Below are 22,443 nucleotides of genomic sequence, written 5' to 3'. Positions count from 1 at the left end.
CTAGCATCCGTCGATACCCAAAATGGTACTGCATCAGGCATGACCATACTGCTCCTTATCGCCAATCCAGCGATTGATTATCGCTTGCGCATGCGAGGGGTATTCGCGCCAGAGACGTTCTGCAATATCCTGCACCTGAGGTATCAGTGCTGCATCACGAACCAAATCGGCAATGCGAAGCTCTGCAATACCCGTTTGCCGGGTTCCCATCAATTCGCCAGGGCCGCGTATTTCCAAATCGCGTTGTGCAATATAAAAGCCGTCGCTGGATTCACGCAAAACACCCAGACGCTGGGTTGCGGTTTTAGATAAGGGGCTTTGATAAAGAAGCACACACTGGCTTTCAACCGCGCCACGCCCTACCCGTCCGCGTAACTGATGAAGCTGCGCCAGTCCTAACCGCTCAGGATTTTCAATAATCATGATACTGGCATTTGGCACATCAACGCCGACCTCGATAACCGTTGTCGCGACCAGCAGATCAAGCTCGCCTTCTTTAAATTGCGCCATCACCTCTGCTTTCTCTGCCGGTTTGAGTCGACCATGTACCAGGCCCACGCGCAAATCAGGTAGCGCAGTTTTTAAAGTTACCGCTGCATCTTCGGCGGCCTGACACTGCAAGACTTCTGATTCATCAATCAACGTGCAGACCCAGTACGCCTGACGGCCATTTTTACAGGCTTCGTGAACGCGACCAATGACATCATCTCTTCGCGTATCGGGAACCACTACCGTAGTCACCGGTGTCCGCCCCGGCGGTAATTCATCAATAACAGAAGTATCTAAGTCCGCATAAGCGGTCATCGCCAGAGTGCGCGGAATAGGCGTTGCCGTCATAATAAGCTGATGGGGAAAACGCCCCTGCGCCTCTCCTTTTTCTCTCAGGGCTAATCTTTGGTGCACACCGAATCGGTGCTGCTCGTCGACGATAACCAGCGCCAACTGCTGGTAGGTAACATTTGGCTGGAAAATAGCGTGCGTTCCCACCAACATTTGAATGTCGCCATTTTCAAGACGTTCCAGTACCTGTTCACGGGCTTTACCTTTGAGCTTTCCGGCCAGCCAGCCAACCTCAATCCCTAATGGTGAAAGCCACTGACGAAAATTATTGGCATGCTGTTCAGCAAGCAACTCTGTCGGCGCCATCAGCGCTACCTGATATCCCGCTCCAATGGCTGACAGCGCAGCAAATGCTGCCACCAGCGTTTTACCTGAGCCCACATCGCCCTGAACCAAGCGCATCATAGGCTGGCCACGTTGCATGTCCTGTTGAATATCGGCGGTCACCCTGGCCTGAGCACCAGTGGGTTTGAATGGAAGTCCGGCTAACAGTTGCTCTATTAGTCTGTCATCAACAGAAATGGCGATCCCGGGTTGCTGGTCAGAAACCTGTCGTACCTTGAGAACACTAAGATGATGGGCGAGTAATTCCTCCAGTATCAGGCGGTGCTGTGAGGGATGTTTACCCTCTTCCAGCAATACCAGCCCGGCATCTGGCGGTGGCCGGTGAACAAGATGCAGTGCATCATTCAATGATACCTGCTGGGCGTACATTCCTTCCGGCAGCAGATCTGCAACAGCTCCTTTATCCAGCAGAGCGAGCGCCTGCTCTGTGAGATTTCGAAGGGTCAGTTGTTTCACGCCTTCAGTGGTTGGATAAACCGGCGTTAACGTAGGACTGTCTGGCTCAGCATCCTCTTCAATCAGCGCAAATTCAGGGTGCATCATTTCCAGGCCCCATTTACCGGTGCGGATTTCTCCAAAACATCGCACCTGATTACCCGGGGAAAGCATGGTTCTCTGCACGGCACCGAAATGAAAGAATCGAAGCGTTATTGTGCCGGTGCCGTCACTGACTTTTACCACCAGCATTCTTTTTTTGCCGTATTGAATGTCTGCGCTTTTCACCTCGCCCTGAATGCTGACATGCGTAAACGGGCGACAGTTGTCTACAGCATAAACCTGCGTTCTGTCCTCGTATCGGGACGGTAAATGAAACAACACATCCTGAACGGTACGAAGCCCTATTTTCTCAAGCTTCTCAGCCACCTTTGCCCCTACTCCTTTTAGCGTGGTAATCGGTGTTCGTGCCAGAGACTGCATATTCAGTTTATCGTCCTGTTTTACATGGTTTAAAACGTTGAAAGTGTAAACCACCGAATAGCTAAAGGCGAGTTGTATCGGTCATCGGTCAGCCTTTGTTATTTTTAACAAAGTGTTTACGTTTTAAATCAATATAGTTGCCCGATTCATTCATCGCTTTAAGGTAAAAACATCCTTCTTTTATCTGGTTTAGCAATGAAAAAAATCCTGCTCGCAGCCACCATAACCTCAGCATTTACCGCATTCACGACATCGGCTTTTAATGATGAGGCTCCTGCTGTCTACGAGGATACCTCAGTTGAAATGGAAACACGGGTCAAAGATTTAGTTTCCCGTATGACGCTGGAAGAGAAAATCGGCCAGATGTACAACGATGCACCAGCAATCGAACGCCTCAACGTTCCCGCTTACGATTACTGGAACGAGGCTCTGCATGGTGTTGCGCGGGCTGGGAAGGCAACCGTTTTTCCACAGGCAATTGGCCTTGCTGCTATGTGGGATGACGAAATGCTTTATTCTGTCGCCACCGCAATTTCTGATGAAGCGCGTGCCAAATATCATTTTTATCAGCGCGAAAATATTCGGTATCGCTACACCGGGCTGACATTCTGGTCACCCAACATAAATATTTTTCGTGACCCCCGCTGGGGTCGTGGTCAGGAGACTTACGGCGAAGATCCCTTCCTGACCGGTGAGTTGGGTGTAGCCTTTATTGACGGCTTGCAGGGAGACAATCCTGACTATCTGAAAACAGCAGCTACAGCAAAACATTTCGCCGTTCATAACGGCCCTGAGATCAGTCGACACTCAGATAATTACGTCGTATCCGACAAAGACCTTTACGAAACCTATCTGCCGGCATTTAAAAAGGCAGTTGTAGATGCCGATGTTGAAGCCGTAATGTGTGCCTACAATCGTGTGAATGACTTACCTGCTTGCGGTAGCGATAAGTTGCTCAAAGAAGTCCTTCGCGGTGAGTACGAATTTGATGGTCACGTTATGTCTGATTGTGGCGCGATTCGCGATTTTTACGATCCTGAGGCGCACAACGTAGTGGAAGCTCCTGCGGCAGCCGCAGCATGGGCGGTTAAAAGTGGTACCGACCTAAACTGTGGAACGGGTGCACTTAGTACGTTTGCCAATCTGGGATTTGCCGTGCAAAAAGGACTGATTGATGAATCTTTGATTGACCAGGCCGTTGAGCGGTTGTTTATGACACGTTTTAAACTCGGCATGTTTGATAATGCTAACGATACAGAATATGCCGCCATTCCTATGGAGGTTGTTGGCTCTGACTCTCACCTGAAACTGACCGAAGCTGCCTCTGCCTCGTCGCTGGTGTTGTTAAAAAATAACGGGCTGCTGCCCATGGCCCGAGATAAAAAGGTCGCCGTTATAGGCCCTAACGCTAATAACGAGGATGTGTTGTTGGGTAATTATAATGGTATTCCGATAAACCCTATCACGCCACTTCAGGGGTTAGAGGCTCACCTTGGCAAGAGCAACGTTTCCTATTCTCCGGGCAGCGCCATTATTGATGATATCTACGGCCATGCTGAGATCCTGGACAGCCGCGTACTTTTTCACAGGAAAGACGATGGCTCTATGGCAAAGGGCTTGACCGGGAAATATTACTCACTTAAACAAGGTCAAATTTCCGACTATTCAAATCTGACATTTCCGGTTCATGCCAGTGACCAGCCGAAATTAACGCGCATCGATAAGGCGTTAGACTTTTATTTTGACCGCTCACCGATAGACCAGCAAGTACTGGGAAATTTCGGCGTTATCTGGGAAGGATTTTTAAAGCCCGAACGTAATGGAACCTATCAGTTCGATAGCGATGCTGAAATTAACATTAATGGCAACACAGTCACTGGTACCATCGAACTGGAAGCCGGGAAAGCCTATCCAATTTCTATCAGTATGCAGTTTGCAGATAACAAAATAAGTAATACCTCCGCCATCACCCGAAAACAGTTTTCCGTTCGCTGGGTCAATACAACTGAAGCATTGAAACGCCAGGCAGTAGACATTGCTAATAAAGCCGATGTGATAGTTGCTGTAATGGGTATTACACCTCGCATAGAAGGTGAGGAAATGCCGGTCAAACTGGACGGTTTTAATTATGGTGACAGAACAGACATCGATTTACCCGATGAACAAAAAGCACTACTTAAGGCATTGAAAAAGACCGGTAAACCTATTGTTCTGGTTAACTTTTCCGGTAGCGCCATGGCATTGAACTGGTCGGATGAAAATCTTGATGCCATTGTTCAGGCATTTTATCCGGGAGAAGCAACAGGCAGCGCACTTGCCAAACTGCTATACGGTGATATTAATCCGTCGGGTCGGTTGCCGGTCACTTTTTACCGAAACCTTAACGGCTTTGCAGATTTCGACGATTATGCAATGGACAACCGAACTTACCGCTATTACACAGGTGATGTGCTTTACCCGTTCGGACATGGTCTGGATTACAGTGATGTGACTTACAGTAATTTAGAAGCCCCCTCGACGCTCCAGTCAGGTGAGCCTTTATCAATTACAGTCACGCTTGAAAACTCGAGTGACTTTGCGGCAGAGCAAGTCACTCAGGTGTATGTAAAAATGCCGGATGCCCCAATACGTGTTCCGCGCGTCGCATTAAAAGCATTCAGTAAAGAGCCTGTTGAAGCGGGTAGTAGCGAAACCATTACGTTAACCGTTGATGCCGATGAGCTTACTTATGTAAATGATAGTGGCGAATCTGTCGCGTACACCGGGTCATTGCATGTTTTTGTCGGCGATGGTCAGCCTGCTCATACGCCAAAAACAAAGATACAACACGCTGTTGTTAACATAGCCCGGTAAATCAGCACCAATAAAAAAGGCCAGCATGACGCTGGCCTTTAATGTTTACATAATTTGAAATTGCTTATTCAGGCAGTTCCATTACGCCATCTATTTCAATCTGGGCGCCTTTAGGCAAGGCAGCCACGCCAATGGCCGCGCGTGCTGGATACGGCTGAGTGAAATAACTACTCATAATCTCGTTCACCTTGGCAAAGTGGGACAAGTCCAGCATGTAGATATTGAGCTTCACCACATCATTCATTGACCCGCCGGCCGCTTCACATACCGCCTTTACATTTTCGAAGACCTGACGCGCCTGTTTTTCGAAATCTTCAGAAACCATTTCCATAGTCTCTGCAACCAGAGGGATCTGGCCGGATAAATACACCGTCGTACCGGCTTTTACTGCCTGGCTGTAAGTGCCAATTGCCTGTGGTGCATTGTCGGTCTGAATAATAGATTTAGACATAATCGGATCCTAATTTTTGATTTAATGCTTTAACTGACTATGGCGTGACACGCGCTGGACTTCCGGCATGGTACGGATTTTCTTCATAATTCGCGCCAGATGCACACGATTGTGTGTGGTCAGTTCAATATCAATAAAATAAATATTACTTTCTTTTTCTTCTGTCTGAAGCCCGATAATATTAGAATCGGTACCAGAGATAGTATTGGTCAGTGTTGCCAGCGTTCCCTGGTGGTTATAAAGCTCAATACGCAGCGAGGCCTTAAACTCACCCTGCGGTTTGTCATCCCACTGCATGGGCAGTACGCGCTGAGGCTCTTCACGGGATAACTTACGAATATTGTTACAGCCGGTCTGGTGAATAGTCATTCCGCGACCCGGGCTCAGTACCGCAACAATCTCATCATCAGGTATGGGGTGACAGCAGCGTGCGTAGTGTACTAATAAGCCTTCAGTACCACGAATAGCCACATTGCCTTTTTTATCCGGCAATTCTTCGCTTTGACCTAAAAGACGCCTTGCGACTATCGCACTAAGTTCATTACCCAGGCCAATGTCCACCAACAAATCGTCGAAGCTCTGGTGTTTGGTTTCTGCCACGACGCGGTCAATATCTTCACCCGGAATTTCATCCAGTTTGGCATTGCCTAACGCGTGACGTAACAAGCGATTACCCATATTCACCGCTTCCTGAGAATGCTGCTTGCGCAGATACTGGCGGATACGGGTACGCGCCCGGGCGCTGACCACAAAGTTCAGCCAGTTAGCATTTGGCTTCGCTTTCGGTGAGGTAATAATTTCTACCGTCTGACCATTTTCCAGCGGTTTACTTAAGCTGTAATTACGGCGCTCAACCCGTACACCCACACAGGTATTACCAATATCAGAATGCACCGCATAGGCAAAGTCGACAGCGGTAGCGCCAGTGGGCAATTCAATAATGCGGCCATCCGGCGTAAACACATAAATCTCATCAGGAAACAGGTCAGTTTTGACCGATTCGATAAACTCAAACGAGGAACTGGCGCTTTGCTGCAATTCCAACAAGGTTTGCATCCATTTACGTGCACGTAATTGCGCAGTGGTATCGCTGTCTCCGGGCTCCTTGTACATCCAGTGCGCCGCCACGCCCTTATCTGCCATTTGGTCCATGGCATGCGTGCGTATCTGTACTTCCACCGGAATGCCATGGGGGCCAATTAACGATGTATGCAGACTTTGATAACCGTTGGTACGCGGAATGGCGATGTAGTCTTTGAAACGGGTTTCAATGGGCTTGTACAAACTGTGAATAGCGCCGAGTGTGCGGTAGCAATTATCCACTGAATCAACCAGTACCCTGAACGCATAGATGTCCATAACCTCGTTGAACATCAATTCCTTATTGCGCATCTTTCGATAGATAGAATACAGATGTTTTTCGCGACCAATAACAATGGCTTTCATCTTGTACTCGTCAATCCGGGTATCCAGCTCCTGACGAATATTCTCAATAATTTCTTTACGGTTACCGCGCGCTTGCTTCACCGCAGATTTTAACGCCCGGTGTCGCATTGGGTACATTGCCAGAAAACCTAAATCTTCCAGCTCATTTTTTACATCATGAATACCAAGGCGGTGGGCAATGGGAGCATAAATCTCAAGCGTTTCAAGCGCAATACGACGACGCTTATCCGGACGCAACGCACCCAGCGTTCGCATATTGTGTGTGCGATCCGCCAGTTTAATGAGGATAACCCGGATGTCCTGCACCATGGCCATCATCATCTTACGGAAATTCTCAGCCTGCGCTTCCTGTTTGCTGTTGAATGCTATCTTATCGAGCTTACTGACCCCTTCCACCAGCTCGGCGACTGTGTCACCAAAAGCCTCAGCCAGGTCGGCCTTACCGAAATGCGTATCCTCGATAACATCGTGTAGCAGTGCTGCCATCAATGTTTCGTGGTCCATATGCATATCCGCCAGAATGCCAGCCACGGCTACCGGATGCGTGATATAAGGGTCGCCACTGGAGCGCATCTGACCATCGTGCGCTTCATGCGCCAGCACGAAAGCATCCTGTACCAGCTGAACACGCTCGGCCGGCAGATAATCAGAAATTTTTTGTTTTAAGCCCTCGAATAAATACACAGTATTTAACAGTTTTCCAATCTAAAGAATGAACAGACAGAATACGAGGTATTACCCTCAATGCCAATGCAAAAACGCCAGGGATCGCGACGATCACTGGCGTTTTTGACTAAAGGATTAGGCGATGTGCAGATTATTGATCTGACAGAATGTTCGCAACAGAAGAAAAATCAGCTTGTTCCTGCTGTTCCTGATCACGCATAGCATCTTGTTCCAGCGTCTCAACAGTGACCAGACCCTCTTCAATTTCACGAAGTGCGGTTACCGTAGGCTTATCATTTGCTACATCAACCATAGCTTCTTTGCCTTCTGTAGCCAGTTGGCGGGCACGACGGGCTGCAACCAGCACCAAATCGAAGCGGTTACCTACTTTATTTATCGCATCTTCTACGGTTACGCGAGCCATGAAATTCTCCGAAAAATGAATTGTGCAGTATTTAAAACGGCCGCGCAGTATAGCTTACAACCGTTCTTAGTCCTAGTGTTTTGTTCGATTTTACATCATTAAACGCTAACGATCAGCGTTTTGATCGCCCAGCAGATCTTTAATCAGATCTAAATGACGCATTTGCTGTTTGGCAGTGCGCTGTCTTTGTGCCCGTACCACCGCTTCCAGGTCGCTAAGCGCCACCGAAAAGTCATCATTTACCAGCACGTAATCGAATTCGTCATAGTGTGACATTTCTGACACCGCTTCACGCATACGTGAAGCGATAACGTCATCGCTATCCTGACCGCGGCGATTGAGACGCTCTTTAAGCACCTGCGTAGACGGCGGCAAAATAAAAACACCGCAGGCATCAGGTAAAAGTTTCTTAACCTGGCGTGCCCCCTGCCAATCGATATCCAGAAATACGTCGATACCACGGTGCAGCGTTTGTTCGATGGTGACCCGCGAGGTGCCATAGTAATTATCAAACACTTCAGCCCATTCGAAGAACACGCCCTGCTCGATCAGCTTTTCAAACTGCTCGCGACTGACAAAATGGTAATGGACACCATCTTCCTCACCCGGACGCGGCTTGCGTGTTGTATGGGATACCGATACTTCCATTGGAAAATCAGCAGCATCCTCATGCTTTTCTAGCAGCGCTTTTATAAGGCTGGATTTGCCTGCCCCGGATGGCGCAGCAAGAATAAACAAATTTCCTAATTGAGATGCCATAACTGTATTTTTGAAAATCTAATAGGGTGGTCATTTTAACCTGCAATGGTAGCATAATCATTAAATGCCGTAATGGCTATCATTGTCATGCCCGCCATACAGTCGCGCGGGCACCGTAATAACAAGGTGTAAAACAAGTATTATGTCTGATTCTTTAATTCCACATGTTGAAGTCAATACCGGTGATAACCCGCAGGCCTGCGTCATCTGGATGCATGGTCTGGGTGATTCCGGTCACGGTTTTGCGCCTATCGTTCCTGAGCTGCAACTGCCCGAATCCATGCCGGTCAAATTTCTCTTCCCGCACGCACCGGTCCGCCCTGTCAGCATCAACAACAATATGGAAATGCCGGCCTGGTACGACATCAAATCACTAGATTTTAATAGCCGTGCTGATCTTACCGGGGTGGAAGAAAGCGCACAGCAAATAAAACAGCTTTTTGATGCCCAGGTTGAAGCCGGGTTTGCGCCCGAGAAAATCGTTCTTGCAGGATTTTCCCAGGGTGGTGTTATCGCCTACCACCTGGGTCTGAGATTACCTCAGCGCATTGCAGGCATTCTGGCGTTATCCACATATATGTGTGAACCAGGTCTGATTGCTGAGCAGGCAAGCGAAGCGAATCGCGATGTGCCTATATTTGTCGCTCACGGTGAACAGGATCCGGTCGTTCCCAAAATATTGGGTGAGATGGCGGTTAAAACGCTTCAGGAAAACGGCTACGAGCCACAGTGGCATACCTATCAAATGCAGCACAACGTATGTATGGAAGAAATTCAGCACGTAAGTGAATGGCTGCAGGCACGTTTGGGCTGAACCGGCGTGCACCCGGCCCATTGGGCTGGCTTTAAACGAATACAGGAATAATCATCATGTCGGCTGAAACCCGAACAATCAGAATTGCGACCCGCAAAAGTGCATTGGCACTGTGGCAGGCAGAGTATGTTAAATCGCAGTTACTAGCGCATCACCCACAACTCACCGTCGAACTGGTTCCAATGAGTACGCAGGGTGACAAAATTCTTGATACACCGCTGGCCAAAATTGGTGGCAAGGGGCTTTTTATCAAAGAGTTAGAAATTGCCATGCTGGAAGGACGCGCTGATATCGCCGTTCATTCTATGAAGGATGTGCCGGTTGATTTTCCTGACGCCTTTGGATTGCATGCTATTTGTGTCAGAGAAAACCCATTTGACGCTTTTGTTTCCAATAATTTTAAAGAACTAGATGAGCTTCCTCAGGGTGCTATCGTCGGTACGTCCAGCCTTCGTCGCCAGTGTCAGATTCGAAAGTATCGCCCTGACCTGCAGATTCGCGACCTTCGCGGCAATGTAAACACCCGCCTGGCGAAACTAGATAACGGCGATTACGATGCCATCATTCTGGCGGCAGCCGGATTAATCCGACTGAAAATGGAAGACAGAATAACGCAGCAGTTGCCTGCTGAAATATCTTTGCCGGCAGTTGGTCAGGGTGCAGTAGGCATTGAGTGTAGAAATGATGATGCTGAACTCATCAGTCTGCTGGAGGCGTTAAACGATCCGCAAACGCATTTGCGTGTCACTGCAGAGCGCGCCATGAATACCCGTCTTGAAGGTGGCTGTCAGGTTCCGATTGGTAGTTACGCTACGTTGGATGACAAAGCACTGACCATCACCGGTATGGTCGGTAAACCCGATGGTAGCGAGCTTTTATTTGCCTCAGCCACCGGCGAGTCTCACCGGGCTGATGAATTAGGTACAGAAGTAGCCGATGCCTTACTTGCGCAGGGTGCGGGAGATATCTTAAAAGCGCTTTACGAATAGCCATGTACTTACTGACCAGGCCGGTTCCCGGCATTTATAAGAGTCAGCAGGCGTGGCAGAAGGCGCGCCTGACCGTTACCTGCCTGGGGATGGTGGATATTGTTGGTTGTGACGAGCAAATCAGTCGGCTTGAGACAGTACTGAAAGATAGTACGCCCGACATTTTAATTGTAACCAGTCAGTATGCTGCACGCGCCATGGCCAACCTGCATTTAGGTACGCCAGCGCCGCTGTGTCTGGCGGTTGGCGCGGCGACCGCAGCGGTGCTTGCTCGTGCCGGTATTGATGCGCAAAGCCCGTCTATACCTACTTCAGAAGGCCTGCTAACGCTTCCAGCGTTAAAAGATGCAAAAAATCTGCAAATCGCTATTATAAAGGGTGAAGCTGGTCGTACCACTCTATATAAGACCTTACGTAAAGCTGGCGCAATAGTGGAAGAATTTGCGGTATACCGGCGTATTATCATGAAAGCACCGGTACAAACAAACCAATGGCAATGGCCTGACGTAAAAGGCATTATTGCAACAAGTGAAGAAATGGCGAAGCAGCTATTCAGACATTATGACAGCGCATTGCTAACGTCGCTGCCCTGGCTGACGGTGAGTCCACGGGTAGCGCAGACAATTGGTGCGCTGGGCGTGTGCAACGTAGACGTTGCTCCAGGCGCTAGTGATGAGCAGTTATGCCAATGGATAAAGGAAAATTGGGAGTAAGCATGGCGGACAACGATAAAAAAGAAAATGGCCCGGATTCGACGTCTTCAACAGCGTCTCGCAGTGATAAGCCAGCAGAAAATAAAGCCTCCTCCAAGGCGTCCTCTCCAGCAAAATCAACTGACACCAGTAAATCTGAGAACAGTAAGACAGTCAGTGGTTCTGCAGCATCTTCATCAAAAACATCCGGAAAAACAACAAACACGACAAAATCTAAACCACAGTCGTCTACATCCGGCAAAAAATCTCCCTCTACCGGTGGACTCTGGTTTTTCGTTATTCTGACTTTCTTGTTAACCCTGGCCCTTGCCGGTGCAGGTTATTGGTACTGGAAACAGCGCGCAGATAACAATCAGTCGCTGATGCAATCGCAATCCGAGCAGGCTGAGCGTATCGAAGCGATGAACCGGCAAAACAGTGAGTTGCAGTCACAGCTGGCGCAACTATCTGAGTCGAAGCAGGCTCTAAATCAGGCAATCAGCGAATTGCAGAACAAAACACAAACCCTTTCACGTCAAAGCGAGCAGGCGTTGTCGCAGCTTGAGAACATGGAAGGTAAACGTCCGTCAGACTGGTTACTGGCAGAGGCGGATTATCTGGTAAGAATGGCTGGCCGCAAGGTCTGGCTGGAAAAAGACATCAAAACAGCAGTCATGCTGCTTTCAAATGCAGACCAGCGTTTGTCCGAGCTTTCCGATCCTTCAGTTTTACCTGTACGTGAGAAAATAGCCAAAGATATCCAGATGCTACGGCAGCTAAATCCTGTTTCCCGCACCTCAGTGGCGCTGGCCATCTCGGGCATGTTGTCTCAGGTGGAATCACTACCGCTTGATACATTTGAGCAACCAGATACCGATTCACAGCAGGGCGAATTGAGTGAGTCAGTAGATGACTGGCAATCAAACTTAAAGCAGGTTTGGCGCAATATCGTAGATGATTTTATTTCTGTCAGCCGAACGGAAACGCCGGTGGAACCTGTCATGAGTCAGCAAGAGCAATGGCTGAGCCGCGAGCAACTGAAATTACAGATGATGCAGGCGCAATCTGCCGCCATCGCTGGCAACAAATCTCTGTATGACCAATCTTTACAAAACGCGATGGACATTATCGTCAATAAGTACGATATGGATACAAATGCTATCGAGCAATATATGAACGCTCTTCAAAATCTGGTTGATACAGATATCAGTCAGGAGTTACCGGAGTCGCTGGAAAGTGCTGACCCATTACGCCGTTTGTTGGATAAGCGTGTGGATGATGCATTTGGTCAGGGGGCCCGCGCTCTATGAAAAAACTGATTGTATCTGTATTACTGATAGCCGTAGTACTTGCGGCAATATTAATTGCACCGCAGGTAATTGGCGAAAAAGGCTATGTGCTGATATCAATGGGCTCACTGGTCATTGAGATGACTGTGGTCAGCCTGGTGATCAGCGTACTTATCGCAATTTTGATTGCCTGGGTGGTCTGGCGTTTGATAAAGGCCATTGTGCACCTGTTTTCTGGTTCCTGGCAGTGGTTTGGCAGCTTGAGTCGTAACAAGCGGCGCAAAAACTTCTATCGCGGAATTCAGGCGTATGCGGAAGGCGATTTAGAAGCGTCGAAAAAAGCATTTCAAAATGCTTCTGACGGTGATTTTGACGGTGTCGATTTGCTCATCGCTGCACAGGTTGCCCATGAAATGGGAGAATGGGAGCGCTGCCAGACATTACTGGGCCACGCCGCTGATTACCCGCATTCTCGCGTTGCCGCTGTTTTAATGCATGCACGGCTGTTGATGCTAAGACAACAGCATGAACAAGCCCTTTCCGTACTTGGCACTCTGGATGAAAGCGAGGCTGAAAACCCGCAGGTCGTAAAAACAAAAGCCGAGTGCATGGCATCTTTAGGTCACTGGCAGCAGATACAGAATCACTTACCTCAATGGCGTCGCACATTGAAAAAGGATGCAGTGCCCCTTGCACAGCGCGCAGCAAAAGGTAAGTTTGCCGAGATTGCCAGTAAGCAAGGTGCCAACGCCCTTAAACAATACTGGGAAGAATTACCACGCAAAAAGCGTCACGATATAGCATTTCGTGCCGCCTATGTAGAGCAGCTGATTGAGCAAGGCATGCATCATGATGCTGAAAACTGTTTGGTAGAATGGCAGAGCAAAGGTCCGGAAGAGACGCTGTTACCCATGTTCCGGCGCTTGAAGATGCCAAACCCTTCAGCATCAGTGACACTACTTGAGTCATGGCTCAAGAAAGATGATAAAAATGCCACACTTTACTCAGTACTGGGCGAGCTGGCCTTTAATGCCGGTGATTATTCACTTGCTGAACGAGCCCTGATGAAAGCCGTTAAACTGCGTGAGAACGCCCATGACCTGATGTTACTGGCTGAAATCAGTGAGCGTCAGAACGACAACAGCCGGGCCCTGGCGTTCTATAAGCAAGGTGTGGCTGCTACGTCATAAATAGCGTCAGATAAAGGCTGTGAAGCTGATGTTCACGGCCTTCACAAAAATTGTTACGACTTTGGTTGATGTAAGTCGACAAAGGTCTTTATACTAATTACTCATTCTTGTCGGAGTGCTTGTTTAACAAGCTGAGACCGCTATGCGGGATCCGTTGAACCTGATCAGGCTAATACCTGCGAAGGGAACAAGGCGAGTTGCGTAATGCTTTTTCTTTTCATCCCGCCAGGGTTGTAAGGCATTACCGACGTCTTTCAACCTCCAGACAAGCATTTTTTACTATTTTCAAAAGGCAAAAATGCTATGTCAAATCGTCGTCAGCAACGTGCTGAAGCGCAATCTTTTATTAATCAGCTTAAAGGCGAAGCCTATCCCAACTCGGTAAGAATTTACGAGACCGGTTCCTCAGCGGATATCCGTGTGCCCATGCGTGAAATACAGCTCGCCAATACGCAAATTGATGAGCATACCAGCGAGCCTAATTCTCCCGTTCCGGTGTATGACACCTCGGGCCCCTATGGTGACCCGTCCTGTCCGATTGATGTTAACAATGGACTGCCTGCTTTAAGAGAAAAATGGATTGAGGCGCGTCAGGATACCGCGCCGTTATCCGGCGTATCATCTACCTACGCACAGGCTCGCGCTAAAGATATAGCACTGGATGAGCTTCGCTTTAGCCGACAACGGGCTCCCCTTGCTGCTAAAACAACGGCCGCGGTTACTCAGCTGCACTATGCTCGGCAGGGAATCGTCACGCCAGAGATGGAATTTATCGCTATCAGAGAGAATATGGGCCGCGCGCAGGTTCGTGACACCATGCTGACGCAACAACATCCGGGAGAAAGTTTCGGGGCTAACCTGCCTGAGCAAATCACCCCGGAATTTGTACGTAAAGAGGTCGCAGAAGGTCGCGCCATTATCCCGGCTAATATCAATCACCCTGAAGCAGAGCCAATGATTATAGGTCGCAATTTCCTGGTCAAGGTTAACGCCAATATCGGCAACTCCGCGGTTACCTCATCTATTGAAGAAGAAGTAGAAAAGCTGGTGTGGGCCACGCGCTGGGGTGCCGACACCATTATGGATTTATCCACCGGCCGCAATATTCATGAAACCCGGGAATGGCTGCTTCGCAACAGCCCCGTTCCACTGGGTACAGTACCCATTTATCAGGCGTTGGAAAAAGTTGGCGGCGTTGCCGAAGATCTGGACTGGGAGATATTTCGTGACACCCTGATAGAACAGGCTGAGCAGGGGGTTGACTATTTCACTATTCACGCCGGTGTTCGCTTACCCTTCGTTCCCATGACCGCTAATCGCGTCACCGGCATTGTCTCTCGCGGTGGCGCTATCATGGCTAAGTGGTGCTTGAGTCATCATAAAGAAAGCTTTCTGTATGAGCATTTTGATGAAATTTGTCAGATTTGCGCCCGCTATGACGTTTCTTTATCACTTGGCGATGGCTTGCGGCCAGGATCGGTGGCCGATGCCAATGATGAAGCGCAGTTTGCCGAGCTGCGCACCCTGGGCGCACTGACCAAAATCGCCTGGGACCATGACGTTCAGGTTATGATCGAGGGGCCGGGACATGTGCCCATGCACATGATCAAAGAGAACATGGAAGAGCAGCTTACCCACTGCCACGGCGCGCCTTTCTATACACTTGGCCCGCTTACCACTGACATTGCGCCGGGCTATGATCACATTACGTCGGGCATTGGTGCAGCTATGATTGGATGGTACGGCTGCGCGATGCTTTGCTACGTTACTCCGAAAGAGCATCTTGGCCTGCCCAATAAAGAAGATGTTAAACAAGGATTAATCACCTACAAAATTGCTGCTCACGCAGGCGATCTGGCGAAAGGCCATCCCGGCGCACAAATTCGCGACAATGCTATGTCTAAAGCCCGGTTTGAGTTTCGCTGGGAAGACCAGTTCAATCTGGCACTCGACCCGCACACCGCTCGCGCCTATCACGACGAAACACTGCCTCAGGCATCCAATAAGGTCGCCCACTTTTGCTCAATGTGCGGGCCCAAGTTTTGTTCAATGAAGATATCTCAGGAAGTGCGCGATAGTGCGCAGGCCCGGGAGGGTATGCAGGCAATGGCTGAAAAATTTAATGAGCAGGGTGCAAAATTATACGTTGATGCCAGCGAGGTAAGTTAAGTGAGCAGCACCACACCAATTATCTGGTGCATTGGTGGTCTGGATACCAGTGGCGGGGCGGGCATAGCCCGCGATGCTGCCACTGCCAGTGCGCTTAATTGCCACGCGGTTACGGTTGTGACCACAATCAGTGCCCAGTCAAATACCCATGCTCATAGCGCGATATCACTGACGCAGCATGTGGATGTACAGTTGCAGGCCATCGCCTCTCACTACCCTGCCGCTGTAAAAATTGGCGCTGTCAGCAATGAAATAATACCGGCGCTTATCAACAGGCTCAGTGTGCTTAAACAGCAACCGGGCTATGTGCCGGTTGTCTGGGACCCGGTGTTACGCAGTTCAGCAGGCGCTTCATTGAGTGAGCTAAGTGAGCAGTCTGTTAAACAACTTCTCACTGTTGTCGACGTTGTGACGCCTAACTATGAGGAAATGAAGACGCTCACACAACAAACTGATGCCCGAGTGGCGGCTGACTGGTTTCTGACACAGGGAACTGAAGCCGTGGTTTTTAAAGGCGGCCACCAGACTGATGACGAGGCTACCGATCAACTGTTTACCCAAAACCTTCAGTGGAATTTCTCCAGTCGGCGGGTTTCAGGCGCATTGCGCGGTACAGGCTGTATGTTCGCAACAGCTATAGCATGCTTTATGGCTCAGGATTATATTTGTGAGGATGCCGTTTGTCTGGCGAAAGCGCTCATCAATAAGGCCTTTAAAAGTAACCGCCATATTGATGCTGGTTCGGCCGTCGCAGGCTCACTTAGCTGGCCGGATAGTAATAATGATTATCCGGCGGTAACCCAACCCGGGCATGACATCCCTGATGCAGCTTTTGCACCATTAACACATAAAAAGCCGGGACTGTATCCGGTGGTAAGTTCCTGTGAATGGCTCGAGCTGGTTTTGAGGGCCGGTGTCCATATTGCGCAGCTTCGCATTAAAGATGGAGCGACACCTGAATTACATAAACAAATCAGGCAGGCGATTGCTCTTGGAAAGCAATATAACGCGCAGGTATTTATTAATGACCACTGGCAACTGGCCATCGAGTTTGGTGCGTTTGGCGTACATCTGGGTCAGGAAGACCTCGCAGATGCCGATTTACATGCTATTGCTCGCGCCGGCCTACGATTGGGTATATCTACGCATGGGTACGCGGAGGTGTGTCGTGCCCTGGCATTGTCGCCTTCGTATGTTGCCCTGGGCCATGTATTTGCTACGCAAACGAAGATGATGCCATCTGTCCCTCAGGGAGTTAAAAGGCTGGCTCGCTACCGTCAGCTTTGTGGCGACATCCCCAGTGTCGCCATCGGCGGTATTGGCCCTGCGCAGGTTGAAAAAGTCTGGGCTACCGGAGTCAGTAGCGTAGCCATGGTTAGCGCTATTACTGACTCACCTGAGCCATCGCAGACCATTGTGGAAATTCAGCATTTGCTGGGCCAGCAGGGAGCAGAAAATGACTGATCCACAATGGTACTCACGCTACAGCCGTCAGCTTCTGGTGGAAGATTTTGACGAAACCCACCAGCAAAAGCTTGAGCAGGCCAGTGTGGCAGTTATTGGTATGGGAGGACTTGGCTGTGCGGCGGCGATGCAACTTGCAGCATGCGGTACCGGAACACTCAGTCTAATCGACCCTGATAGCGTGGACTTGAGCAATCTTCCACGTCAGCATCTCTATGGTGAAAAAGACATCGGGAAAGCTAAAGTGCACTGCGCCCGCGCCAGACTCAAAGACAATAACGCACGATGCGATATCGATATTTTTGAGAATTGTGCCGAGCATGAGAATGTAAAACCGGTACTTGAACGGTCAGACCTGATACTGGATTGCACCGATAACGTTCAGGCAAGAATGTACATCAGTTCCCAGGCACGCCTTTTAGAAAAACCACTGGTAAGCGCCGCCGCTACCGGTTTGCAGGCCCATGTGATTGCGTTTCACTGGCAACAGGATGCCTGCTGCTATGGATGCCTGCACGCCCTGGACGCCACGCCGCAATCATCGTGTTTATCGCACGGCATTCTGGGACCCGTAGTGGCGATTGCCGGCCTCTATCAGGCGTTGATAGCGATAAATTATCTCACGCATCGCCACCCCATTGCCTGGGGCTCGCTGATGCAGTTCTGCGGTCGTACGCTGACCTGGAAACAGCTGCATTTAGCACAGGCTCCAGATTGCCCGGTCTGTCAGGAGTAAATCATGAATATTACGATTAACGATGCATCTTATACATTTTCAGCCCCTCAAAGCCTGGATGCTATTCCACAGGCTTTATCCTTACCGGCGGAAGAACTGGCGCTGGCGGTTAACCAGCATATTATTTATCGCAGTCAATGGGCCGATACCCTTCTTAAGGACGGCGACCACATTGACGCTTTTACTGTTGTAGCCGGAGGCTAGCCAGTGCTTACCATTCACGATAAAACATTCTCATCACGATTATTTACCGGCACCGGCAAGTTTTCATCCCCCGAACTCATGCAGCAAGCCATCTCTGCCAGCGGCAGCGAACTGGTCACCGTAGCAATGAAGCGGGTCAGAGACAATGAACGGGCAGACCCTACCCTGGCCGCACTTAGTGAACTGAATATCACCTTGCTCCCCAACACCTCAGGGGCGCGTAACGCACAAGAAGCGGTATACGCAGCACAGGTTGGCCGGGCGTTACTTGATACTAACTGGGTAAAGCTGGAAATTCATCCGGACCAGCGCTATTTGCTGCCCGACCCGACTGAGACGCTCAGGGCTGCGGAACAACTGGTGGCAGACGGATTTATTGTGCTGCCCTACTGCAGCGCCGACCCCGTATTATGCAAGAGACTGGAGGAGGCGGGATGTCCGGCGGTCATGCCGTTAGGCGCGCCCATTGGGTCTAACCAGGGTTTACTCACCGCCCCCTTTTTAGACATTATCGTTGAGCAGGCCAGTGTTCCGGTGATTGTTGATGCAGGCATCGGAAAGCCCAGCGAAGCAATGGCCGCGATGGAAATGGGCGTTGATGCCGTACTGGTCAACAGTGCGATTGCCAGTGCGCAGGCCCCTGTCGTGATGGCTCAGGCATTTGCTCAGGCTGTTGCAACCGGGCGGGCGGCCTTTGAGGCCGGTCTGGGCAGTGTGACCCAAAAGGCAAACTCATCAAGTCCACTCACCGGCTTTTTGGATGCACTATGACCCCCGTTGCAGATAAATTAAGAGAGGCTGACTGGGATGAAATCAGTTTATCTATTCCAGCCACAACGCCTCACAGGGTAGAGCAGGCCCTGGCGGCGCAACAACCTGACATCAACGATTTTATGGCACTGGTCTCACCTGCCGCAGAATCCTACCTTGAGGCGATGGCAGCAAAGGCTCAGGTAATTACCCGGCGGCATTTTGGCAACACTATCTCTATGTTTGTGCCGCTTTATCTGTCAAACCTGTGTGCTAACGAATGTACCTATTGCGGGTTCACCATGAGTAACCGCATTCGACGCAAAACGCTGTCGATGGAAGAGATCGCCCTCGAAGCCATAGCCATCAGAAAAATGGGCTTTCGTCACCTGCTTTTGGTAACCGGCGAACATGAAACTAAAGTAGGTATGCCCTACTTTCTGGAAGCTCTGGCAGTGTTACGTCGCTACTTTGACTATCTGATGATCGAAGTTCAGCCCCTTCACACTCATGAATATCAGCAGTTGCAACAGGCTGGGATAGACGGCGTACTTGTCTATCAGGAAACCTATCATCGTCGCCAATACAGCCAGTATCATCTGCGAGGTAACAAAAAGAACTTTGACTGGCGACTGGAAACCAGCGACCGGCTTGGCCAGGCTAAGATGCAAAAGATCGGTGTGGGCGCGCTTCTGGGCCTGGCAGACTGGCGTACCGACAGCACATTTGCTGCGATGCATACTTCATTAATACACAAATATTACTGGCGCTCGCGATGCTCTGTCGCGTTCCCGCGTTTGCGCCCCTGTGAGGGAAGCACGCCATCTGCATCAATGATTAGCGACAAACAGTTAGTACAATTGATTTGCGCTCACAGAATTATGCATCCGCAAGCCGAGCTGTCACTTTCCACCCGGGAGTCTGCCTACTTTCGCGATAATGTGGCCAGTCTGGGTGTCACAAGTATGTCTGCGGCCTCCCAAACTCAGCCCGGCGGCTATAGCGCGCAGACAGAACACCTTAATCAGTTTGATACAGAAGACCACCGGTCGGCATCGCAGGTCGCTGCAGCGCTTAGCCAACAGGGCCTTGAGCCCGTCTGGCAGGATTGGTTACCCGGTTTTCGTGGTTGACCTGACGGTATCACTGGCTGATTATAGCTGTAGGCAAATTGTTCGGAGTCATGATGAGCTGGTCAGTTGAAACATACTACGCATTTACCCGAAAGGGCGCGGGGGGAAATCCCGCCGGTGTTTGTTTGTGTGATACTTTTCCCGACGATGCCACTATGCTGGCTATAGCCAAACGGATGGGCTTTTCTGAAACAGTTTTCGCCACCCGGTATGCCGAAGGTTTCAGGGTCAGGTATTTTTCGCCTGCGGCAGAGGTTGCATTTTGCGGGCATGCGACCCTGGCGCTGGGCAAAGCGCTGGCTAAAAAGTATGGTGATGGTGACTTTTTGCTGCAACTAAACCATGCCCGAATTGATGTCAGCTGTACCGACGCCACGGCTACGTTGTCCAGCCCACCGGCTTCATCCCGTCCGTTAACTCAAGACATCCTTGAACGCTATCTGGCAATTTGTCATTTGTCGGACAACGCGCTGGCTGCATCATTACCTGCTGGCCTGGCATTCGCGGGTAATCTTCATCTTGTGTTGCCGCTACAGTCCCGCAGTGACGTAGACGAGGTATCTTACGATTTTGATGCGGCAAAGACGCAAATGCTTACAGACAATATCCTTACGCTTGTGCCGCTTCATATCACCGGTAATGAAATCTACATGAGAAATCTGTTTGCTGCCGGTGATGTTTATGAAGATCCTGCTACCGGAGCAGCCGCTGCGGCAATAGGCGGATACCTGCGGGATAACCAGGCGCTGAATTATGACGAAAGTCTCAACGCAACACTGCACTTCATGCAAGGCGATGTAATGGGTCAACCGTGCTCACTGGCTGCTTTACTCTCGTCTGAACCCGATACACCGGTACGGGTAAGTGGCGAGGTGGCAGGCCCGATAAGTTCGCCGGTTCTAATCTAAATATTATTTAATTCGGTAGCTATCTGTATACATTTTAAAAGCGACAGGTACTTTCTGTCATAACAGGTACAGGTAGCCACCGAACATGATTGAAGCCAGAATTTACCTCTATATTATTTTCGGCGTAGCGATTGTCGCAGCAGTAGCGCTTGAAAACCGTCTTCGTAACAATCTGATCCCCTTTCCTTTGGTTTATGTTCTTCTGGGTTGGGGGATGTTCAGCCTGCCCATCGGCTTGCCATCTGTCGACTTTCTGAATAATGAAGCGCACTCACTATTTGGCGAGTATCTGACAGAGTTTTTGGTTATTGCGTCATTAAGTGCTGCCGGTACCGCCATAGACAGACCATTTTCTTTACGCTGCTGGAACCAGGTCTGGCCCCTACTACTAGTCACTATGCCGCTAAGCATTATTATGGTGGCGTTATTTGGCTGGTACGGGATGGGGCTGACGGCCGCTTCAGCTATTTTACTGGGAGCGGTGTTAAGCCCGACCGATCCGGTGCTCGCCGGCTCGGTACAGGTTGGCCCGCCCGGCGAAACCAATCGAAACGATATTCGTTTCAGCCTGACTGTTGAGGCAGGCGCTAACGATGGCCTGGCATTTCCGTTTGTGCATCTGGCAGTTGCAGCCATCGGTATGGCATCCCTGGGCGACTGGACAATACAATGGGCGCTGGAAGATGTGCTGTGGCGCGTAGGTGCCGGGCTGGCAGCGGGCTATATCTTTGGTAAATTTGGCGCCTGGTATTTATTCACTTATCTGGCAAAACAGGAAGACGAAACCAGTGCGCAAAATCACCCGCTTTCCTATAGCAGTGAAGGTGTAGTGACCCTCGGAGCTCTGCTTTGCTCTTACGGTATTGCCGAAGCTATTCATGGCTATGGCTTTCTCGCCGTTTTTGTCGGTGCCGTCACTACAAAGCAGGCCCAGCCTGAACACGGTTACCATACCAAAGCCCATTCATTTATGGAGCAAATCGAGCGCGTGCTTCTGGTAATTATTCTGCTCATTCTTGGTGCATTCGTGGCACGAGGAGCGCTGGATCATCTTACATGGCAAGGGGCGTTACTGGGTGTCCTCATCGTGTTTTTATTCCGCCCGCTGGCTGGCATGATTGGCCAGGCCAGGTGCGACTTTCCCACTTTCGGAAGGCTGACAATCGCATTTATGGGTGTCCGTGGTATCGGGTCGCTCTATTATCTGTTATATGGTCAGAATCACGGCCATTTTGGTGATATTTCTGCTATCTGGTCTGCCGTCATGTTCACGGTGCTGCTATCAATTGTGGTGCATGGTGTCGCCGCGCCACTTCTAATGGCGAAAGCAGAAAGAAAGGCCGCACACACATACAGAGAAAAGGCTTTTGTTGAAGGCGTGAAGGGTGATTAGCGCAGTCAGT

19 protein-coding genes and 1 riboswitch are annotated in these 22,443 nt (G+C 49.9%); of the genes, 14 read left to right on the top strand and 5 right to left on the bottom strand.

Annotated elements, in window-relative coordinates:
• Nucleotides 1-33: 33 nt before the first annotated feature.
• The gene (recG, locus tag FBQ74_RS00675) at nucleotides 34-2,109 is read right to left on the bottom strand and encodes an ATP-dependent DNA helicase RecG (RefSeq protein ID WP_269750717.1); all 2,076 of its coding nucleotides are present in this window, start codon (nucleotides 2,107-2,109) and stop codon (nucleotides 34-36) included.
• Between the two features lie 189 nt (nucleotides 2,110-2,298).
• On the opposite strand from recG, the gene FBQ74_RS00670 reads away from it, so the two are divergent.
• Entirely contained in the window at nucleotides 2,299-4,956 is a 2,658-nt protein-coding gene (locus tag FBQ74_RS00670) for a glycoside hydrolase family 3 C-terminal domain-containing protein (RefSeq protein ID WP_139754840.1), read from the top strand.
• A 64-nt stretch (nucleotides 4,957-5,020) separates the two neighbouring features.
• On the opposite strand, the gene FBQ74_RS00665 is transcribed toward FBQ74_RS00670, so the two are convergent.
• The 4 genes from FBQ74_RS00665 to gmk all read right to left on the bottom strand — a co-directional run bounded on the left by FBQ74_RS00665 (nucleotide 5,021) and on the right by gmk (nucleotide 8,702).
• Nucleotides 5,021-5,407 carry a RidA family protein gene (locus FBQ74_RS00665; RefSeq protein WP_139754839.1) on the bottom strand — a complete coding sequence of 129 codons (387 nt, stop codon included), beginning with the start codon at nucleotides 5,405-5,407 and terminating at the stop codon, nucleotides 5,021-5,023.
• Nucleotides 5,408-5,428: 21 nt separating this feature from the next.
• The gene (gene spoT / locus FBQ74_RS00660) at nucleotides 5,429-7,537 is read right to left on the bottom strand and encodes a bifunctional GTP diphosphokinase/guanosine-3',5'-bis pyrophosphate 3'-pyrophosphohydrolase (protein ID WP_139754838.1); all 2,109 of its coding nucleotides are present in this window, start codon (nucleotides 7,535-7,537) and stop codon (nucleotides 5,429-5,431) included.
• A gap of 133 nt (nucleotides 7,538-7,670) precedes the next feature.
• Nucleotides 7,671-7,943 carry a DNA-directed RNA polymerase subunit omega gene (gene rpoZ, locus FBQ74_RS00655; RefSeq protein WP_139754837.1) on the bottom strand — a complete coding sequence of 91 codons (273 nt, stop codon included), beginning with the start codon at nucleotides 7,941-7,943 and terminating at the stop codon, nucleotides 7,671-7,673.
• 105 nt (nucleotides 7,944-8,048) lie between these two features.
• Nucleotides 8,049-8,702, bottom strand: a complete 654-nt coding sequence (gene gmk, locus FBQ74_RS00650; protein ID WP_139754836.1) for a guanylate kinase — start codon at nucleotides 8,700-8,702, stop codon at nucleotides 8,049-8,051.
• A gap of 142 nt (nucleotides 8,703-8,844) precedes the next feature.
• Between gmk and FBQ74_RS00645 the strand changes: the two genes are divergently transcribed.
• The 13 genes from FBQ74_RS00645 (at nucleotide 8,845) to FBQ74_RS00585 (ending at nucleotide 22,433) form a co-directional block, all read left to right on the top strand.
• The gene (locus FBQ74_RS00645) at nucleotides 8,845-9,516 is read left to right on the top strand and encodes an alpha/beta hydrolase (protein WP_139754835.1); all 672 of its coding nucleotides are present in this window, start codon (nucleotides 8,845-8,847) and stop codon (nucleotides 9,514-9,516) included.
• Nucleotides 9,517-9,572: 56 nt separating this feature from the next.
• Nucleotides 9,573-10,505 carry a hydroxymethylbilane synthase gene (gene hemC / locus FBQ74_RS00640; RefSeq protein ID WP_139754834.1) on the top strand — a complete coding sequence of 311 codons (933 nt, stop codon included), beginning with the start codon at nucleotides 9,573-9,575 and terminating at the stop codon, nucleotides 10,503-10,505.
• 2 nt (nucleotides 10,506-10,507) lie between these two features.
• On the top strand, nucleotides 10,508-11,218 hold the full coding sequence (locus FBQ74_RS00635; protein WP_139754833.1) for a uroporphyrinogen-III synthase: 711 nt from the start codon (nucleotides 10,508-10,510) through the stop codon (nucleotides 11,216-11,218).
• Complete coding sequence (locus tag FBQ74_RS00630) at nucleotides 11,194-12,507, top strand: uroporphyrinogen-III C-methyltransferase (protein WP_232371954.1); 1,314 nt, start codon at nucleotides 11,194-11,196, stop codon at nucleotides 12,505-12,507. Before FBQ74_RS00635 ends, FBQ74_RS00630 begins: the two co-directional genes overlap by 25 nt.
• Nucleotides 12,504-13,676, top strand: a complete 1,173-nt coding sequence (locus FBQ74_RS00625; RefSeq protein WP_139754832.1) for a heme biosynthesis HemY N-terminal domain-containing protein — start codon at nucleotides 12,504-12,506, stop codon at nucleotides 13,674-13,676. Before FBQ74_RS00630 ends, FBQ74_RS00625 begins: the two co-directional genes overlap by 4 nt.
• A gap of 101 nt (nucleotides 13,677-13,777) precedes the next feature.
• Nucleotides 13,778-13,880, top strand: a riboswitch (TPP riboswitch).
• Nucleotides 13,881-13,979: 99 nt separating this feature from the next.
• Entirely contained in the window at nucleotides 13,980-15,845 is a 1,866-nt protein-coding gene (gene thiC, locus FBQ74_RS00620) for a phosphomethylpyrimidine synthase ThiC (protein ID WP_139754831.1), read from the top strand.
• The gene (thiE, locus tag FBQ74_RS00615; protein ID WP_139754830.1) at nucleotides 15,846-17,309 is read left to right on the top strand and encodes a thiamine phosphate synthase; all 1,464 of its coding nucleotides are present in this window, start codon (nucleotides 15,846-15,848) and stop codon (nucleotides 17,307-17,309) included.
• Complete coding sequence (locus tag FBQ74_RS00610) at nucleotides 17,302-18,045, top strand: HesA/MoeB/ThiF family protein (RefSeq protein ID WP_139754829.1); 744 nt, start codon at nucleotides 17,302-17,304, stop codon at nucleotides 18,043-18,045. The genes thiE and FBQ74_RS00610 overlap by 8 nt, the downstream gene beginning before the upstream one ends.
• 3 nt (nucleotides 18,046-18,048) lie before the next feature.
• The gene (gene thiS, locus FBQ74_RS00605; RefSeq protein WP_139754828.1) at nucleotides 18,049-18,249 is read left to right on the top strand and encodes a sulfur carrier protein ThiS; all 201 of its coding nucleotides are present in this window, start codon (nucleotides 18,049-18,051) and stop codon (nucleotides 18,247-18,249) included.
• 3 nt (nucleotides 18,250-18,252) lie between these two features.
• Entirely contained in the window at nucleotides 18,253-19,020 is a 768-nt protein-coding gene (locus FBQ74_RS00600) for a thiazole synthase (RefSeq protein ID WP_139754827.1), read from the top strand.
• The gene (gene thiH, locus FBQ74_RS00595; RefSeq protein ID WP_139754826.1) at nucleotides 19,017-20,132 is read left to right on the top strand and encodes a 2-iminoacetate synthase ThiH; all 1,116 of its coding nucleotides are present in this window, start codon (nucleotides 19,017-19,019) and stop codon (nucleotides 20,130-20,132) included. Before FBQ74_RS00600 ends, thiH begins: the two co-directional genes overlap by 4 nt.
• Before the next feature lie 50 nt (nucleotides 20,133-20,182).
• Nucleotides 20,183-21,040 (top strand): PhzF family phenazine biosynthesis protein, encoded by an 858-nt coding sequence (locus tag FBQ74_RS00590; protein WP_139754825.1) that lies wholly within the window; start codon nucleotides 20,183-20,185, stop codon nucleotides 21,038-21,040.
• A gap of 85 nt (nucleotides 21,041-21,125) precedes the next feature.
• Nucleotides 21,126-22,433: a cation:proton antiporter gene (locus tag FBQ74_RS00585; RefSeq protein WP_139754824.1), complete on the top strand. Its 1,308-nt coding sequence runs from the start codon at nucleotides 21,126-21,128 to the stop codon at nucleotides 22,431-22,433.
• Nucleotides 22,434-22,443 lie beyond the last annotated feature (10 nt).

The sequence above is a fragment of the Salinimonas iocasae genome (assembly GCF_006228385.1).
Classification (GTDB): Bacteria; Pseudomonadota; Gammaproteobacteria; order Enterobacterales; family Alteromonadaceae; genus Alteromonas; species Alteromonas iocasae.
Note: the sequence above shows the minus strand (reverse complement) of the source record. Positions and strands in the feature narration are given on the sequence as shown.

Excerpts from the sequence above, each read along its gene's own strand:
- FBQ74_RS00625 (WP_139754832.1), top strand. The coding sequence starts at position 12,504 with ATGAAAAAACTGATTGTATCTGTATTACTGATAGCCGTAGTACTTGCG.
- FBQ74_RS00670 (WP_139754840.1), top strand. The coding sequence starts at position 2,299 with ATGAAAAAAATCCTGCTCGCAGCCACCATAACCTCAGCATTTACCGCA.
- thiC (WP_139754831.1), top strand. The coding sequence starts at position 13,980 with ATGTCAAATCGTCGTCAGCAACGTGCTGAAGCGCAATCTTTTATTAAT.
- thiH (WP_139754826.1), top strand. The coding sequence starts at position 19,017 with ATGACCCCCGTTGCAGATAAATTAAGAGAGGCTGACTGGGATGAAATC.
- FBQ74_RS00665 (WP_139754839.1), bottom strand. The coding sequence starts at position 5,407 with ATGTCTAAATCTATTATTCAGACCGACAATGCACCACAGGCAATTGGC.
- rpoZ (WP_139754837.1), bottom strand. The coding sequence starts at position 7,943 with ATGGCTCGCGTAACCGTAGAAGATGCGATAAATAAAGTAGGTAACCGC.
- FBQ74_RS00630 (WP_232371954.1), top strand. The coding sequence starts at position 11,194 with ATGGATAAAGGAAAATTGGGAGTAAGCATGGCGGACAACGATAAAAAA.
- FBQ74_RS00590 (WP_139754825.1), top strand. The coding sequence starts at position 20,183 with ATGATGAGCTGGTCAGTTGAAACATACTACGCATTTACCCGAAAGGGC.
- FBQ74_RS00585 (WP_139754824.1), top strand. The coding sequence starts at position 21,126 with ATGATTGAAGCCAGAATTTACCTCTATATTATTTTCGGCGTAGCGATT.
- thiS (WP_139754828.1), top strand. The coding sequence starts at position 18,049 with ATGAATATTACGATTAACGATGCATCTTATACATTTTCAGCCCCTCAA.
- gmk (WP_139754836.1), bottom strand. The coding sequence starts at position 8,702 with ATGGCATCTCAATTAGGAAATTTGTTTATTCTTGCTGCGCCATCCGGG.
- FBQ74_RS00635 (WP_139754833.1), top strand. The coding sequence starts at position 10,508 with ATGTACTTACTGACCAGGCCGGTTCCCGGCATTTATAAGAGTCAGCAG.
- FBQ74_RS00645 (WP_139754835.1), top strand. The coding sequence starts at position 8,845 with ATGTCTGATTCTTTAATTCCACATGTTGAAGTCAATACCGGTGATAAC.
- hemC (WP_139754834.1), top strand. The coding sequence starts at position 9,573 with ATGTCGGCTGAAACCCGAACAATCAGAATTGCGACCCGCAAAAGTGCA.
- FBQ74_RS00610 (WP_139754829.1), top strand. The coding sequence starts at position 17,302 with ATGACTGATCCACAATGGTACTCACGCTACAGCCGTCAGCTTCTGGTG.